General features: G+C 61.5%; 12 protein-coding genes and 1 pseudogene. 3 read left to right on the top strand and 10 right to left on the bottom strand.

Annotated elements, in window-relative coordinates; all coding sequences use genetic code 11:
• Window positions 1-87 precede the first annotated feature (87 nt).
• From hflX to RWK44_RS05790, 7 genes and pseudogenes are all read right to left on the bottom strand, one after another.
• Window positions 88-1413, bottom strand: coding sequence for a GTPase HflX (gene hflX, locus RWK44_RS05820; RefSeq protein WP_131642299.1), 1326 nt, complete (start codon window positions 1411-1413; stop codon window positions 88-90).
• Window positions 1414-1490: 77 nt separating this feature from the next.
• Window positions 1491-1733, bottom strand: coding sequence for an RNA chaperone Hfq (gene hfq / locus RWK44_RS05815; protein WP_003539403.1), 243 nt, complete (start codon window positions 1731-1733; stop codon window positions 1491-1493).
• Window positions 1734-1845: 112 nt separating this feature from the next.
• Complete coding sequence (locus tag RWK44_RS05810) at window positions 1846-2709, bottom strand: D-amino-acid transaminase (RefSeq protein ID WP_131663962.1); 864 nt, start codon at window positions 2707-2709, stop codon at window positions 1846-1848.
• 64 nt (window positions 2710-2773) lie between these two features.
• On the bottom strand, window positions 2774-4138 hold the full coding sequence (gene ntrX, locus RWK44_RS05805; RefSeq protein WP_011651865.1) for a nitrogen assimilation response regulator NtrX: 1365 nt from the start codon (window positions 4136-4138) through the stop codon (window positions 2774-2776).
• Window positions 4128-6398, bottom strand: coding sequence for a sensor histidine kinase NtrY-like (locus RWK44_RS05800; RefSeq protein ID WP_017960313.1), 2271 nt, complete (start codon window positions 6396-6398; stop codon window positions 4128-4130). The genes ntrX and RWK44_RS05800 overlap by 11 nt, the downstream gene beginning before the upstream one ends.
• 230 nt (window positions 6399-6628) lie before the next feature.
• The gene (locus RWK44_RS05795; protein ID WP_131663991.1) at window positions 6629-7618 is read right to left on the bottom strand and encodes a potassium channel beta subunit family protein; all 990 of its coding nucleotides are present in this window, start codon (window positions 7616-7618) and stop codon (window positions 6629-6631) included.
• Between the two features lie 610 nt (window positions 7619-8228).
• Window positions 8229-8402 (bottom strand): annotated as a pseudogene (locus RWK44_RS05790) (helix-turn-helix domain-containing protein); the annotation flags it as partial.
• A 115-nt stretch (window positions 8403-8517) separates the two neighbouring features.
• Here RWK44_RS05790 and RWK44_RS05785 point away from each other — a divergent pair.
• From RWK44_RS05785 to RWK44_RS05775, 3 genes are all read left to right on the top strand, one after another.
• On the top strand, window positions 8518-8901 hold the full coding sequence (locus RWK44_RS05785) for a hypothetical protein (RefSeq protein ID WP_246728864.1): 384 nt from the start codon (window positions 8518-8520) through the stop codon (window positions 8899-8901).
• A 161-nt stretch (window positions 8902-9062) separates the two neighbouring features.
• Window positions 9063-9938 carry a universal stress protein gene (locus RWK44_RS05780; RefSeq protein WP_316028526.1) on the top strand — a complete coding sequence of 292 codons (876 nt, stop codon included), beginning with the start codon at window positions 9063-9065 and terminating at the stop codon, window positions 9936-9938.
• 257 nt (window positions 9939-10195) lie between these two features.
• Window positions 10196-10534 carry a TraR/DksA family transcriptional regulator gene (locus RWK44_RS05775; RefSeq protein WP_316028574.1) on the top strand — a complete coding sequence of 113 codons (339 nt, stop codon included), beginning with the start codon at window positions 10196-10198 and terminating at the stop codon, window positions 10532-10534.
• Between the two features lie 155 nt (window positions 10535-10689).
• On the opposite strand, the gene ntrC is transcribed toward RWK44_RS05775, so the two are convergent.
• From ntrC to dusB, 3 genes are read right to left on the bottom strand one after another with little or no spacing between them, the layout of a single operon-like run.
• Complete coding sequence (gene ntrC, locus RWK44_RS05770) at window positions 10690-12141, bottom strand: nitrogen regulation protein NR(I) (protein ID WP_003539347.1); 1452 nt, start codon at window positions 12139-12141, stop codon at window positions 10690-10692.
• Window positions 12138-13292 carry a two-component system sensor histidine kinase NtrB gene (locus RWK44_RS05765; protein ID WP_316028525.1) on the bottom strand — a complete coding sequence of 385 codons (1155 nt, stop codon included), beginning with the start codon at window positions 13290-13292 and terminating at the stop codon, window positions 12138-12140. The genes ntrC and RWK44_RS05765 overlap by 4 nt, the downstream gene beginning before the upstream one ends.
• Window positions 13289-14305 carry a tRNA dihydrouridine synthase DusB gene (gene dusB, locus RWK44_RS05760; RefSeq protein ID WP_316028524.1) on the bottom strand — a complete coding sequence of 339 codons (1017 nt, stop codon included), beginning with the start codon at window positions 14303-14305 and terminating at the stop codon, window positions 13289-13291. Before dusB ends, RWK44_RS05765 begins: the two co-directional genes overlap by 4 nt.
• Window positions 14306-14382: the final 77 nt, after the last annotated feature.

Raw genomic sequence — 14382 nt, 5'->3', positions numbered from 1 at the left:
AAACCATACGGTATTCGATCGGCTGCCCGTTACGCCGATTGAGCTGAGCTTATAAAGGGAGGCGAAAGCACATCCTTAAAGGGGCGATTACCGCTCCCAGTCTTCCTTATCAGACTTCGGACCATTGCCGATGCGGCGTTCGAGTTCGGTTGCCTCGGTTTCGGAGAGGCGCAGATCGAGCGTGATCGTGCCGTCTTCATTATCCTCGCGGCTGTCGACGATCGCATGGTCATAAAGCCAGGGCAGCAGCGCCAGCTTGTCGACAGGAAGGCGGATCGTTGCCACGGTCATCACGCCTGACAATCTGCGGCTGATTTCCTCCATCAGCGTGTCGACGCCCTCGCCGCTGACCGCGGAAACCGCGACCACGTTGCTCGCCCCGGCCGATTTCTGCACCATGGTGTCGTGCACCTCGGGCTCCAGCCGGTCGATCTTGTTCCAGACCTCGATCAGCCGCTTTTCGGCTTCGGCCTCGTCGATGCCGAGATCGTTCAGGATGCGCATCACGTCGGAGCTCTGCGCCTGGTTATCGGCATCGGACATGTCGCGGACATGCAGGATGAGATCGGCTTCCAGCACCTCTTCCAGCGTCGCCCGGAAGGCGGCGACCAGATGGGTCGGCAGGTCGGAGATGAAGCCGACGGTGTCGGAGAGGATGACGGTACGGCCGTGCGGCAGCTTCATGCGCCGAAGGGTCGGGTCGAGGGTTGCAAAGAGCATGTCTTCAGCCAGCACGCCGGCGCCGGTGATGCGGTTGAAGAGCGTCGACTTGCCGGCATTGGTGTAACCGACCAGTGCCACGATCGGATGCGGCACCTTGCGGCGCTTGGCGCGGTGGAGCTGGCGGGTGCGCACGACCTGCTCCAGCTCGCGTTCGAGCTTGATGATGCGGTCCTGCAGCATCCGCCGGTCGGCTTCGATTTGGGTTTCGCCGGGGCCGCCCATGAAGCCGCCGCCGCCGCGCTGGCGTTCAAGGTGGGTCCAGCTTCGCACCAGGCGGCCCTTCTGATAATTCAGATGGGCGAGGTCGACCTGCAGCGTGCCTTCCTTGGTGGAGGCGCGGCGGCCGAAGATTTCGAGGATAAGGCCCGTCCGGTCGATGACCTTGGCGTTCCATTCCTTTTCGAGGTTGCGCTGCTGCACCGGCGTCAACGGATGATCGACGATGACGAGACCGGAATCGCGCTCGTCGAGCAGCGCCTTGATCTCCTCGATCTTGCCGGTGCCAAGCAACGTAGCCGGTCTCGGATCATTGACCGGGACGATCGATCCATTGACGACATCGAGATCGATCGCCTGGGCAAGGCCCGTCGCCTCTTCGAGCCGGCTTTCCGGCGTGCGGGTCGAGGCTGATTCACCCTGCCCGCCGCGACTGCGCGATTTCAGAACCGGCACGACGACAGTCGCGCGCATATCGTCCCTGTGCTTGGCGGCCTCAGGGATGATCGAACCGTTCTTGGTATCGCGTGTCGAAATGACGGCTGATCCTGTTAGGACGCGGCTTCTTCGCTCTCGAACATCTGCATGGGCTGGCCAGGCATGATCGTCGATATCGCATGCTTATACACGAGCTGCGAATGGCCGTCACGGCGAAGAAGAACACAAAAATTGTCAAATGACGTAACAACGCCCGTGAGTTTCACGCCGTTGATCAGAAAGATTGTCAGGGAAATCTTTTGCTTGCGAACAGTATTGAGAAATAAGTCCTGAAGATTCTGAGAACGTTCCGCCATCGCGCCGCTTCTTTCTTTATTGCCGACCTGATCTGGCCGGTAGAATATCAATCAACCTCACCATGCGAAGACCGGTGGCATCCTCATTCCACCTGTCCAGCAAATCTTGGTATCAAATCGCAATCTTTTCCGCAACGTCGAAAAAGGCCTCGCGGACTTTCTGCGAAACGCTGCCTGGATGACCGTTGGCAATGGCCTGGCCATCGACGGAAACGACCGGAAAACAAATGCTTGTGGCTGCAGTGAGGAAGACCTCGCGGGCCGCGAGCATCTCGGAAACGGAGAAATTTCGCTCCGCTATCGTCAACCCCAGCTTGGCTCCGACATCCATCAAGGTGGTGCGGGTAATGCCGCGCAGGATGCCGTTTTCGGCCGGGCGCGTCACCAGCCTTCCGTCCGGGTCGACGATCCAGACATTGGTCGCCGCCCCTTCCTTCACCATGCCGTCGCCGTCGACATAGATCGCTTCCTGGGCGCCGGCCTCCTTGGCCTGCTGGCGGGCCATGGCATTCGGCAGCAGGCCGATGGACTTGATGTCGACGCGGTCCCAGCGATTGTCGATAAGGGTGATTGCCCGGATGCCGTTGGCGTTCTTGGCGGCAATGATCCTGGCATCGGTGCTCTTGGCGGTGATGACAAGCGAGGGCGGCGTTCCCTCGGCCGGAAAGACATGATCGCGGCGGGCGACGCCGCGTGTCACTTGCATGTAGAAAAGCCCGTTGCGGACATGGTTGCGGCGCAGCGTCTCGCGAATGACCTGCGTCAGTGCCGCCCGGCCCATCGGCCAGTCGATGCGCAACTCACCAAGCGAACGGTCGAGACGGTTCAGATGGCGCGTGAGGTCGACGATATAGCCGTGGCGCACCTCGCAGACTTCATAGACGCCATCGGCAAACTGGTAGCCGCGATCCTCGATATGCACGCTGGCATCGGAATGCTTGACGTAACGGCCATTCACATAGGCAATTCTCGGCATGGGAAACCTGGTCTTCCGGAAAGCAATATGGGACGCGGCGCGGCGTCGGCCGCGCCGGATACATTCAGACGCCGAGCGACTTCAGCTTGCGGTGCAGCGCTGAACGCTCCATGCCGACGAATTCCGCGGTGCGCGAGATATTGCCGCCGAAGCGGTTGATCTGGGCGATCAGATAATCCTTCTCGAACATCTCGCGAGCTTCGCGCAGCGGCAGCGTCATGATGTGATAGTCGTTCTTGGCGGACACCTTCGGCAGCATGTCGCCGAGATCGGTCGGCAGCATGTCGGCGGTGATCGGCGCGTCCGGCCCGTCGGTGCGGGCGAGAATCATCAGCCGCTCGATATTGTTGCGCAGCTGGCGGATGTTGCCGGGCCAATCATGCGCCTGCAGCACCGCCATGGCGTCATCGCCGATGCGGCGCGGACGGATGCCCGCCTGCTCCGATATCTGGCGCATCAGCTGGTCGACGAGGAAGGGAATGTCCTCGCGCCGTTCGGCAAGTGCGGGCACACGCACCGGCACGACGGCGAGGCGATGATAGAGATCCTCGCGGAACCAACCCTCGGCGATGCGGCTTTCGAGATTATAGGCGGTCGAAGAGATGATGCGGACATCGACCTTGACACGCTTGGAACCGCCGACCCGCTCGAACTGCTGATCGACCAGGACGCGGAGGATCTTGTTCTGCGTCTCACGCGGCATTTCGCCGACCTCGTCGAGATAGAGGATGCCGCGATGGGCTTCCTCGAGCGCGCCGATCTTGCGCGCCTGGCCGGGCGTGCCCTCGGTGCCGAACAGCGCCACCTCCATGCGTTCGGGCGTGATGTTGGCGGCGTTGATCGCAACGAAGGGGCCGTTGGCGCGAGCCGACTTCTTGTGGATCATCCGCGCCACCAGCTCCTTGCCGGAGCCCGACGCGCCGAGGATCATGATGCGGCTGTTGGTCGGCGCAACCTTCTCGATCGTCTGGCGCAGCTGCGAAACGGCAACCGAGGTGCCGATCAGCTCCAGCGCATCGCCGGTGCGGCGCTTCAGATCCGAGACCTCGCGCTTCAGCTTGGAATTCTCCAGCGCACGTTCGGCGATCAGGATCAGCCGGTCGGCCTTGAAGGGCTTTTCGATGAAATCGAAGGCGCCGCGCTTGATCGCCGAGACGGCGGTCTCGATGTTGCCGTGGCCTGATATCATCACCACGGGCAGCTCCGGATGGCGGGTCTTGATCTCGTCGAGCAGCGACAGGCCATCGAGCTTGCTGCCTTGCATCCAGATATCGAGGAAGATCAGCCGCGGCACGCGATCGGAAATCGCCGCCAGCGCGCTGTCGCTGTCGTGGGCCGTGCGCGTCTCGTGCCCTTCGTCCGAGAGAATGCCGGAAACGATCTCGCGAATATCATGCTCATCGTCGACGACGAGAATATCAGAGGCCATAAACGCTTTCCTTGTCATTGGCTGCGGGGGCAGCAGGCGTCGGATCCAGGCGTGGCAGATGCACGCGGATCATGGCCCCTCTCCCCCGGTCAAAATCGGCGGGCGCATCATGCAGCTCGAGCTGCCCGCCATGTTCCTCGATAATCTTCTTGACGATGGCGAGGCCAAGGCCGGTGCCCTTTTCGCGCATCGTCATATAGGGTTCCAGAATGCTGTGACGGTTCTCCACCGGCAGGCCGCGGCCATTGTCGATCACGTCGACGGTGAAGCGGTCGCGGCCGGTATCGAGTGCGGCGCGGACGAGAACCTTGCGTTCGTCCCGTTCGTCGCTCGGAACGGCCTCGATCGATTCGACGGCATTCTTGATGAGGTTTCCGAAAGCCTGGCCGAGCATGCGGCTGTCGAACAGGCCCTCCAGCGGCTGGTCGCCGAAATCCTGCTCGAAGGTAACGTGATGGTTGCCCATCTCGCGCAGGAAGATCGCGTCGCGCAGAATATTGCGCAGGTCGCTCGGCTCCTTGGTCGGCTTCGGCATGCGGGCGAAAGCGGAGAATTCGTCGACCATGCGGCCGATATCGCCGACCTGGCGGATGATCGTATCCGTGCACTGGTCGAAGACGGTCCGGTCATCCGGGTCGATCTGCTTGCCGTAGCGGCGCTGGATGCGCTCGGCGGACAGCTGGATCGGCGTCAGCGGATTCTTGATCTCATGAGCGATGCGCCTTGCCACGTCGCCCCAGGCGGTCGAGCGCTGGGCGATGACGAGATCGGTGATGTCGTCAAGCGTGATCACGTAGGACTCGCTCATGTCGCGCACTTCCTCGCGGGTCACCTGCACGCTCAGCGTCCTGACAGTGCCGCCGCGGACCAGCGCGATCTGCTTGCGGAAATCGCCGCGATGACGCACCGCAGCCTCGGTCAGCACGTGATCGACCTCAGGCGCGATATCGACCAGTTGCTTTCCGAGCATCTCGTCTGCGGACAGCGACATCAGCGTCTCGGCCGAGCTGTTGACGATGGCGATGCGACGGTCCTGCTCGACGCCGATGACGGCGGCAGTGACGCCCGACAGCACCGCCTCGATGAAGCGGCGGCGGTCATCGACCTCGTCCTTGGCCTCGAGGATCTCGTCGCGCTGGGTGCGGATTTCCGAGATCATCTTGTTGAAGGTGCGCGACAGATTGGCGACGTCGCCGTCGACGGCATGCACCGGCACGACGATGTCCATATTGCCCGATGCCACGCTGTCGGCCGCCGTGATCAGCAGGCGGATCGGCCGGACGATGCGGTCGGCGACGGCGATCGCAGTCCAAATCGCCGCCAGGAGCACGATCAGCGCGAAGCCGATATAGAGCACGGCAAAGGCGACCTGCAGCGAGAAGCGATTGGCCTCCATCGAGCGGTATTCGGTGGCGTTCTCCTCCATCATGCGCATGGCGCCCATGACCTTGGGATCGACGGCGCGCACCGTATAGAGGAAGGTGCCCTGGATGGCATCGAGCTTGATGATGGCGCCGACGAGATTGGTGACGCCGGGCGGGATCAGCGTCGGCTGGCCGGCGGCCGCCTTTTCCAGGGCGTCCTGGGGAATAGCGGGTAGCGGCTTTTCCGTGGCGATATCGGCCTGGACGATCACCGAGCCGTCGCGCTCGACGAGGAAGGCGCCGAGCAGGCCGCGGCCCCTCGCCTGGCGAGTCATCAGATCGGCAAAGCCTGTCCTGTCGAGACTGTAGAGCGCGCGGTTGCGCTCCAGGTCGTTGGCCATGGAGACCGTCTGCCCCTGCAGGTAGCTGGCATTCTCCATCATATAGGCCTGGCCGATATTGCGCGACGAGCTGACGATCGACTGGGTGCGCAGGGCAAACCAGCGGTCGAGACCGGCATTTAGCGTGATGCTGGCGAAGATGGCGACGAGGATCGCCGGCGTGATCGCGACGATCGAAAAGAGCACGACGATGCGGATATGCAGGCGGGCTGCCGCACGGCCGCGGGTGCGGGCTTTCAGCAGCCTTGCCACCTCGCGGCCGATCAAGGCGAGCAGCGTCAGGACAAAGAAGGAATTGACGATCACCGAGGTGATGACGACATGCGACGTCGGGGCGATCGGCGTCAGGCCGAGCAGCACGAAAAGCGTGGCCGTGGCGCAGAGAAGCGCGCCACCGGCGAGCACGAGGCCGGGTACGGCAAAAAGGGCACGGCGGTCGGTCACCGTCGTCACCGTCTCGCCCGCCGCCGCCGGCGATACCCCATCCTGCGTCATTCGGCCTCTCTTCAGACGGCACCTGCCGCCCTCGCCATCCGATCGAAAACCAAGCAACGCCGGCTTAAAAAGCCAGCGCCGCAACGACTCGATCGGGAGCGAATGTCCAAAACCCTTGCGTGACCTTTAAGCAACGCATTGTGGCGAAAATGCAACGCGCCTCGGCACATTGTCAAGCCGTGTGAGCTCGACGAGCCTTAATCTGACCCGCCGAGGAAGGTTTGTTTTCTCTAGAAGCGCCGTGGCCCTTCGGGTTTGTTTCCGACGATCGTGTCGATCCGGTCCAGCACGTCGGACGTCATCTTCTGTCTGTGTGAGAGGGCGGCGAGATTGTCCTGCAACTGGCTGGCACGCGAGGCTCCAAGGATGACGGTCGAGACATTCTGGTTGGCGAGGCACCACAAAAGGGCGAGATGGGTGATCGATAGGCCGATCTCGTCCGCGAGCTTTGCCAGCTCGCCAACTTGTTTGAGCTGGGCGCGGCCGGCATCACTGGACCACTTTTCCTTCAGCCATTCATAGCCCGGCAGGTTCATACGGCTGTCGGCCGGCACACCGTCATTGTATTTTCCGGTCAGGACGCCCGAGGCGAGTGGCGACCAGATCGTCGTGCCAAGGCCGATCAGGTCGTAGAGCGGCAGATAGTCAGCCTCGACCTTTTGGCGTTCAAAGATGTTGTACTGCGGCTGTTCCATGGTCGGCGGCGTGATGCGCAAGTCCCGGGCAACGGCATAGGCTTCCGTCAATTGCTGCGCGGACCATTCCGACGTGCCCCAATAGAGCACCTTGCCCTGGGCGACGAGATCGTGCATCGCCCGGACCGTTTCCTCGATCGGCGTGTCGATATCCGGGCGGTGGCAGAAGTAGAGGTCGAGGTAGTCGACCTGGAGCCGCTTGAGCGCTGCATGGCAGGCATCGGTCACATGCTTGCGCGACAGGCCGCGTTGCGTCGGCCTCTCACCTCCCCAGAAGACCTTGCTGGAGACGACGAAGCTGTCACGGCTCCACCCGAGCCTGCTGAGCGCCTCGCCCATCACGATTTCGGACTTGCCGCTCTCGTATCCTTCGGCATTGTCGAAGAAGTTCACCCCATTGTCGTAGGCAAGCTTCATGAGGTCGACGGCGTCGCCTCCATTGACCTGCTTGCCGAACGTCACCCATGAACCGAAGGAGAACTCGCTCACCTGCAGGCCCGACTTTCCCAAACGTCGATATTCCATCATGTAACTCCCGCAAATTATGAATATGTGCCGGCCTGTCATCGGGGTCGGCGTCGCCCGATCGATCGACGACCGATTGGCGTAATCTATGGCATGCGCAACGATATGCGAGGCTCAGCCCGCCAGGTTGACCAAAACACGATGTCGCAGGTCCCGTCAGCCCCCGACCGTAAAGAAAAAGGGCGCTCCACGACATCAGCCGGAGCGCCCGTGGCATGCGATCGACGACGTTTGCGGCGGAGGTCGACGGCAGCAACGGCAGCATGATGAGATTCGGAACGGATAGGCAACATGCGATTGGAGTCTGCGACGTTATCGCGCGCTGATTGATCCCGTCATCCACCGGATATCCACAGCCTATCCACAGGCACCGCGACAATGATCGCAGCAACTTCAATGACATTCGCCTCTCGGCAAAACACTCCTCACAAATGCTTATGTGACTGTCGAATGACACCGCATCTTTGTTTGTCTGCTTGGATACAAACCGTGGCCTGGCTCAGATAGGCTCACCTCTCCTCCCGACCGTGGCGGCGGACGCCGGGAGGGGTGGGCGGTGGGCAACATGAGGGCCTACCGCCTTCTTTTTATCGCGCCCTTGGAAGAACGCTCAGGCCGTGCGGGAACTCCTGTAGACCGAGACGCCAAGTTCCCTGATTTTCTTGCGCAAAGTGTTGCGGTTGAGACCGAGAAGATCGGCCGCCTTGATCTGGTTGCCGCGTGTCGCCGTCAGGGCGGCGAGGATCAGCGGATATTCCATTTCCGTCAGCACTCGTCCCCGAAGCCTGCAAGTACCAGAGGCAGTTTGATTCAACGCAACGCTTGAACCCGGCATTCATCGTATTCCTAAAAGCAGCTCCATATTCATGGAGGATAATGGCTTAAAGAGGAGATGCAGAATGTCCATGTTCAGACTGCCAACTATCACTCTACTGGCCTTGCTCGGTGCCGTCGGTACCATGGGCATCGCGTCCGCCCAGACGAAAAGTCCAGACTCGGCTCAGTCGGAGGCTAAGCCCGCGGCCGAAGGATCGGAAATGATGCCCGGCATGATGGGCCGCAACATGATGTCATCGGACATGAATGAAGGAATGCGCATGATGGGGCCAATGCGCGGTCATATGATGAAGATCATGTTCGTCATCGCCGATACTGATGGGGACGGCGCAATTTCTTTCGAAGAGTTGACCGCAATCCACAAACGCGTCTTCGACGCGGTCGACGCAAATAATGACGGCAAAGCCACACCTGAAGAAATGCAGGCGTTTATGCAGGACATGTGACCGACGGCTCGGCATTTGCCACCCCATGTGAGCAGCCACCACCAACTCCAGGTGCGCTGCTCCTTCGGGACTAACCTTGCCCGGCGCCGTGCCAAGGCCAGAGAAGCCGGAGCGCCGGCAATTGCGTTACATCAATGCCGAACTGCGGCGAAGGGAGATAGATGATTACAATCGTGGCGGGTCCACGAGAGATGGAGCAGGACATGACGGCACAATATTTTCTCCCGCTATCAACATATCCCGATTCAAGTTCCGGATTGATCATTTCGAACGCTGTAGCGTTTTCCGGGCACTACGGTGCACATCTTCACGCGTGCGCGCTAACGGTGGAGATCCCGCACATCCCCAACGCATGGTCGTCTTTGCTGCTCGATACTCCGAAGATGATCGAGCATGCCGAGACTTTGAGCCGCGATCGCGCCGCGACTCTGGTTGCAGCGGCAACCAACCTCGCAGCGAGCGCCAAGGTTGAATTATCTTGTCGAACGGTCAAAACCACCTTGCCCCGATTGCACGACACGGCAGCCACGGAAGCACGTTTTTTCGATCTGGCTATTCTCGAATGTATCGCGGACGTTCCGGATACTCGCATTGTCGCCGAGGCGGTCATATTCGGCTCCGGCCGGCCAGCCGTCATCTTTCCCAACAAGACCTTTGCGGGCCCAATCGACCATCTGGTCATCGCCTGGGACGGAAGCCGAGCTGCCGCCCGGGCCGTCAACGATGCAAAGCCATTTATTCACAAGGCCAAGCGGGTCTCGGTCCTATCTCTGACCGGCGAAAAGCCGCTGCAGGAGACCAGCGGAGCGCACCTTGCTGAGATCCTGGTTTCGAGCGGCGTCAATGCAAGCGCAACGGTCGCTCGCTTTACCTCGTCATCCATCAGTCTGAGCATTCAGCGGACGGCGCTGGAATTGGGCGCCGATATGCTTGTCATGGGAGGATTTGGACACTCGAGGTTGCGAGATTTCGTCCTGGGCGGAGCAACCGATGGCGTCTTGGAAAAGCCTCTGCTGCCGATCCTCATGTCACATTGAGGGAAACTGTCTGCATAGGCCTGTGACTGCTTTCTGCCCGTTTCCGATTCAGCGCCGTCGGCGAAGCCAAGGTAAAACAGTAACGTGCAAGTTGGCTCTTCGGACGAGGAAGCCTGGACCTTAGCGACCGAAAGCCACCTTGATTCGGATCAATGCAACGGACGCCCGACACGCCTAGCTTTATTGCTCCTCGTCAGGGGCGAAGTTGATAGCAGAACAAGGTGTCGGTCGAACATGAGGCCGACTGGAGAGCGATGATGCAGAAGCAATCCTCCTCGCATATCGAAAAGTACAAGGCGACCCTCGACCAACGTCGGCGCGAGCTAGAAACCCGGCTGCAAGCGATCGAGCGTGATTTCGAGGAGCCTCGGAATCCTGATGATGACGATCGCGCCACAGAGCGAAATAACGATGAAGTCCTGGAAGAACTCGGCGAGGCTGGACAAAAGGAACTCCTGGCCGTCCAGGCAGCGTTGGATCGGATTGAGGCCGGAACTTTTGGCACCTGTGTGAAGTGTGGCAAGCCGATCGGCGAAAGGAGGCTTGACGCCGTCCCCCACACACCTTTCTGTCAGTCTTGCGCTCAGTCGGTTTGAAGCCTGACTGCAAGGTCACCATGCTCATGAAGCGCTATCTCATATCGGGCCAACTCAGTCGGCGCGTACGCCGATGTGATATTCATGAGCGTTATCGCGACCGGGAGGATGCGCGTTCGACGTCCCTCCGCAGCACCGTGCAAGCCCGAACAGGCTCAGGCCGTGCGGGAACTCCTGTACACCGAGACGCCAAGTTCCCTGATCTTCTTGCGCAAAGTGTTGCGGTTGAGACCGAGAAGATCGGCCGCCTTGATCTGGTTCCCGCGCGTCGCCGTCAGTGCGGCGAGGATCAGCGGATATTCCATTTCGGTCAGCACGCGATCATAGAGGCCGGGCGGCGGCAGATTGTCCCCGAAGCCTGCGAAATAGCTGCGCATGTTCTCTTCGACGGCTTGCGCGATCGTCATCGAGCCGCTGCGCATCGGCCCCTTGTCGATCGGGCTGTCGGGCACGTCGGAGCGCAGTTCGGCGTCGATGATCTCGCGGGTGATCACATCCTGCGGGTAAAGCGCCATTAGACGGCGGATGAGATTTTCCAGTTCGCGGACATTGCCCGGCCAGGCATAGGCCTTCATCAGTTCGAGCGCTTCCTGATCGAAACGCTTGGAGCCAAGGCCTTCCTTTTCCGCCTGCTGGATGAAATGGCGTACCAGATCGGGAATGTCCTCGGCGCGGTCGCGCAGCGGCGGCAGGCGCAGCGGCACGACGTTGAGGCGGTAATAGAGATCCTCGCGGAAGAGGCCCTGGTTGATCGCCTGCTTCAGGTCCTTGTTGGTGGCGGCGACGATGCGCACATCGGTGCGGATCGGCGTGCGGCCGCCGACGGTGGTGTATTCGCCCTGCTGCAGGACGCGTAAGAGCCGTGTCTGGGCGTCCATCGGCATGTCGCCGATCTCGTCGAGGAAGAGCGTGCCGCCTTCGGCCTGCTCGAAGCGGCCGGTCGAGCGGGTCTGCGCGCCGGTGAAGGCGCCCTTCTCGTGGCCGAAGAGTTCGGATTCGATCAGGTCGCGCGGGATTGCCGCCATGTTGATCGCGACGAACGGGCCGTTGCGGCGCTTGCCGTAATCATGCAGCGCGCGGGCGACGAGCTCCTTGCCGGTGCCGGATTCACCGGTGATCATCAGCGTCAGGTCCGTCTGCATCAGCCGGGCGAGCACGCGGTAGATTTCCTGCATCGCCGCCGACCGGCCGACGAGCGGCATGCCGTCCTGCATGTCGTCTTCGAGTTTGGCGGGCTTGCGCTTCGGCTCGGCGAGTGCCCGGCCGATGATGCCGATCAGCTCGGTGAGATCGAAGGGCTTCGGCAGATAATCGTAAGCGCCCTTTTCCGAGGCCTTGATGGCGGTCATGAAGGTGTTCTGGGCGCTCATGACGAGGACCGGCAGGTCGGGCCGCGCCTTCTTGATGCGCGGCAGCAGATCGAAGGCGTTTTCGTCGGGCATCACCACATCGGTGACGACCAGATCGCCCTCGCCCGCCGAAATCCAGCGCCAGAGGGTAGCGGCGTTGGAGGTGATGCGGACGTCATAACCGGCGCGGCTCAAAGCCTGGTTGAGCACGGTCCGGATGGCCGCATCATCATCTGCAACGAGGATCGTGGCTGTCATCGAGAAGGTCCTGTCGAGCTTGCTATAGAGACGTCCTCGAGCGAGGCGTCCTTCGACGCCGGCATGAGAACGCGGAATGTCGTGCGGCTGTTCTGGCTGTCGCATTCGATGATGCCGCCATGATCGCCGATGATCTTGGCGACCAGCGCCAGACCGAGGCCGCTGCCGTTCGGCTTGGTGGTGATGAAGGGATCGAAGAGATGCGGCAACAGATCGAGGGGAACGCCGGGGCCGTTGTCGTGGACGCAGAATTCCAGCGGCAGCGAGATCTTTTCACGCGTGCCGGCGACCGAAAGACGGATGCCGGGACGATAGGCCGTCGTCAGCATGATCTCGCCGTCCGACCGATCGCCGACCGCTTCGGCGGCGTTCTTCACCAGATTGAGGAAGACCTGGACGAGCTGGTCGCGATTGGCATAGACGGCCGGCAGCGACGGGTCGTAACTCTCGGTGACCCGGATGTTGCGGGCAAAACCCGCCTTGGCGACCGCCTTCACATGATCGAGCACGGAATGGATGTTGACCGGCATGCGGTCAACAGGGCGTTCGTCGGAAAAGACTTCCATGCGGTCGACCAGCGAGACGATGCGGTCGGTCTCGTCGCAGATCAGCCGGGTCAGCGCCCGATCGTCGTCGACCGCAGACTGTTCGAGCAGCTGGGCGGCGCCGCGTATGCCGGAGAGCGGGTTCTTGATCTCATGCGCCAGCATCGAGGCAAGGCCGGTCACCGAGCGGGCGGCGGCGCGATGGGTCAGCTGCCGGTCGATCTTGTCGGCCATCGACCGTTCCTGGAAGACGATGACGACGGCGCCGGGCTCGCTGAGCACCGGGGCGACATAGAGATCGACGAGCTTGTCCTGGCCGAGGCGGGGCGAACTCAGGTCGACGCGATATTCGTTGACCGGCGCCTTGCGCTCGCGCACCTGGTCGATCAGGGCGAGCAGCGGGCTGCCGAAAGGAATGAAGGTCGAGATGCGGTAACGCGCCAGATGCGAGGCGCTGGCGCCGAAGAAGGCCTCCGCCTCCCAATTGGCGAAAACGACGAAGCCGGATTCGTCGACCATGACGACGGGGTTCTGGATGGCGTTCAGCACGGCCATGGCGACGGTCCCGCCGGCATGATCGGACGGAGATGTCATATCCTTCATCATGCCGCCTCCCGGCTGTCGACAATATTCACAGCCAGCGCATCGTAAAGGCGCGCGGCCACCTCGCGCGGATCGCGCGAGGTCATGATCTCCGCCTTTTCAGCGCCTGACAGATCAGGCGCGAAACGCTGGAGATACCAGCCAAGGTGCTTGCGGGCGTGGCGGATCGCCACCGCTTCGCCGTAGAAATCCAGCATCATCCGGTAATGCTCGACGGCGATATCGGCGATCTCCTGGGATTGCGGTGCGGGCGCACCTGATATGACGCCGGCATGCCACGGCCTGCCCTGGCAGCCCCTGCCGATCATCACGGCATCGGCGCCGGAGCGGCGCAATATTTCCTGCGCGTCAGCTGCGGTTTCGACATCGCCGTTGGCGACCAACGGAATGGCGACCGCTTCGCGGACGGCGCGGATCGCATCCCAATCGGCGCGGCCTTCATAGAATTGCATGCGGGTGCGCCCATGAATGGTCACAAGCTGGATGCCGGCCGCCTCGGCGCGGCGGGCGATATCAGGCGCGTTGATCCAGTTCTCATCCCAGCCAAGGCGCATCTTCAGCGTCACCGGAATGTCGACGGCTTTGACCGTCGCCTCGATGAGGCCGAGTGCGTGATCGGGATCACGCATCAGCGCCGAACCCGAATAACCGCCGATCACCTTCTTTGCCGGACAGCCCATGTTGATGTCGATGATATCGGCGCCGTGATCGGCGGCGATCTTGGCCGCCTCCGCCATCCAGTGCGCCTCTCGCCCGGCAAGCTGCACCATATGCGGCCGGAAGCCCGCAGCAGTGAGCCGCGACCAGGATTCAGCCGTGTCGTTGACCAGTTCGCGGCTCGCCACCATCTCGGTGACGACGAGGCCGGCGCCGAAGCGCCATGCAAGCTCGCGGAAGGGCATATCCGTGACGCCGGACATCGGCGCCAGCACAACGCGGTTCCGCACGGACACGGGTCCGATTTGGAAAGGCGCTGCGAGGTCCTGGGAAAACAAATGATTATCTTTCGGGCACACAATAGAACTGCATTATTTTTAGCCACTATTCCCTGTCTTGCCAAGGGGGCTGAGACAGGAATTGATATTTTTCGGGC

The sequence above is a fragment of the Rhizobium sp. 25PS6 genome, assembly GCF_032464655.1.
GTDB classification, from domain to species: domain Bacteria; phylum Pseudomonadota; class Alphaproteobacteria; order Rhizobiales; family Rhizobiaceae; genus Rhizobium; species Rhizobium laguerreae.
Note: the sequence above shows the minus strand (reverse complement) of the source record. Positions and strands in the feature narration are given on the sequence as shown.

What these genes read in the sequence shown, in the direction of transcription:
- RWK44_RS05795 (WP_131663991.1), bottom strand. Translation starts at nt 7,618, where the DNA reads ATGGAATATCGACGTTTGGGAAAGTCGGGCCTGCAGGTGAGCGAGTTC.
- RWK44_RS05810 (WP_131663962.1), bottom strand. Translation starts at nt 2,709, where the DNA reads ATGCCGAGAATTGCCTATGTGAATGGCCGTTACGTCAAGCATTCCGAT.
- RWK44_RS05800 (WP_017960313.1), bottom strand. Translation starts at nt 6,398, where the DNA reads ATGACGCAGGATGGGGTATCGCCGGCGGCGGCGGGCGAGACGGTGACG.
- hfq (WP_003539403.1), bottom strand. Translation starts at nt 1,733, where the DNA reads ATGGCGGAACGTTCTCAGAATCTTCAGGACTTATTTCTCAATACTGTT.
- RWK44_RS05775 (WP_316028574.1), top strand. Translation starts at nt 10,196, where the DNA reads ATGCAGAAGCAATCCTCCTCGCATATCGAAAAGTACAAGGCGACCCTC.
- hflX (WP_131642299.1), bottom strand. Translation starts at nt 1,413, where the DNA reads ATGCGCGCGACTGTCGTCGTGCCGGTTCTGAAATCGCGCAGTCGCGGC.
- ntrC (WP_003539347.1), bottom strand. Translation starts at nt 12,141, where the DNA reads ATGACAGCCACGATCCTCGTTGCAGATGATGATGCGGCCATCCGGACC.
- RWK44_RS05780 (WP_316028526.1), top strand. Translation starts at nt 9,063, where the DNA reads ATGATTACAATCGTGGCGGGTCCACGAGAGATGGAGCAGGACATGACG.
- RWK44_RS05785 (WP_246728864.1), top strand. Translation starts at nt 8,518, where the DNA reads ATGTCCATGTTCAGACTGCCAACTATCACTCTACTGGCCTTGCTCGGT.
- ntrX (WP_011651865.1), bottom strand. Translation starts at nt 4,138, where the DNA reads ATGGCCTCTGATATTCTCGTCGTCGACGATGAGCATGATATTCGCGAG.
- RWK44_RS05765 (WP_316028525.1), bottom strand. Translation starts at nt 13,292, where the DNA reads ATGATGAAGGATATGACATCTCCGTCCGATCATGCCGGCGGGACCGTC.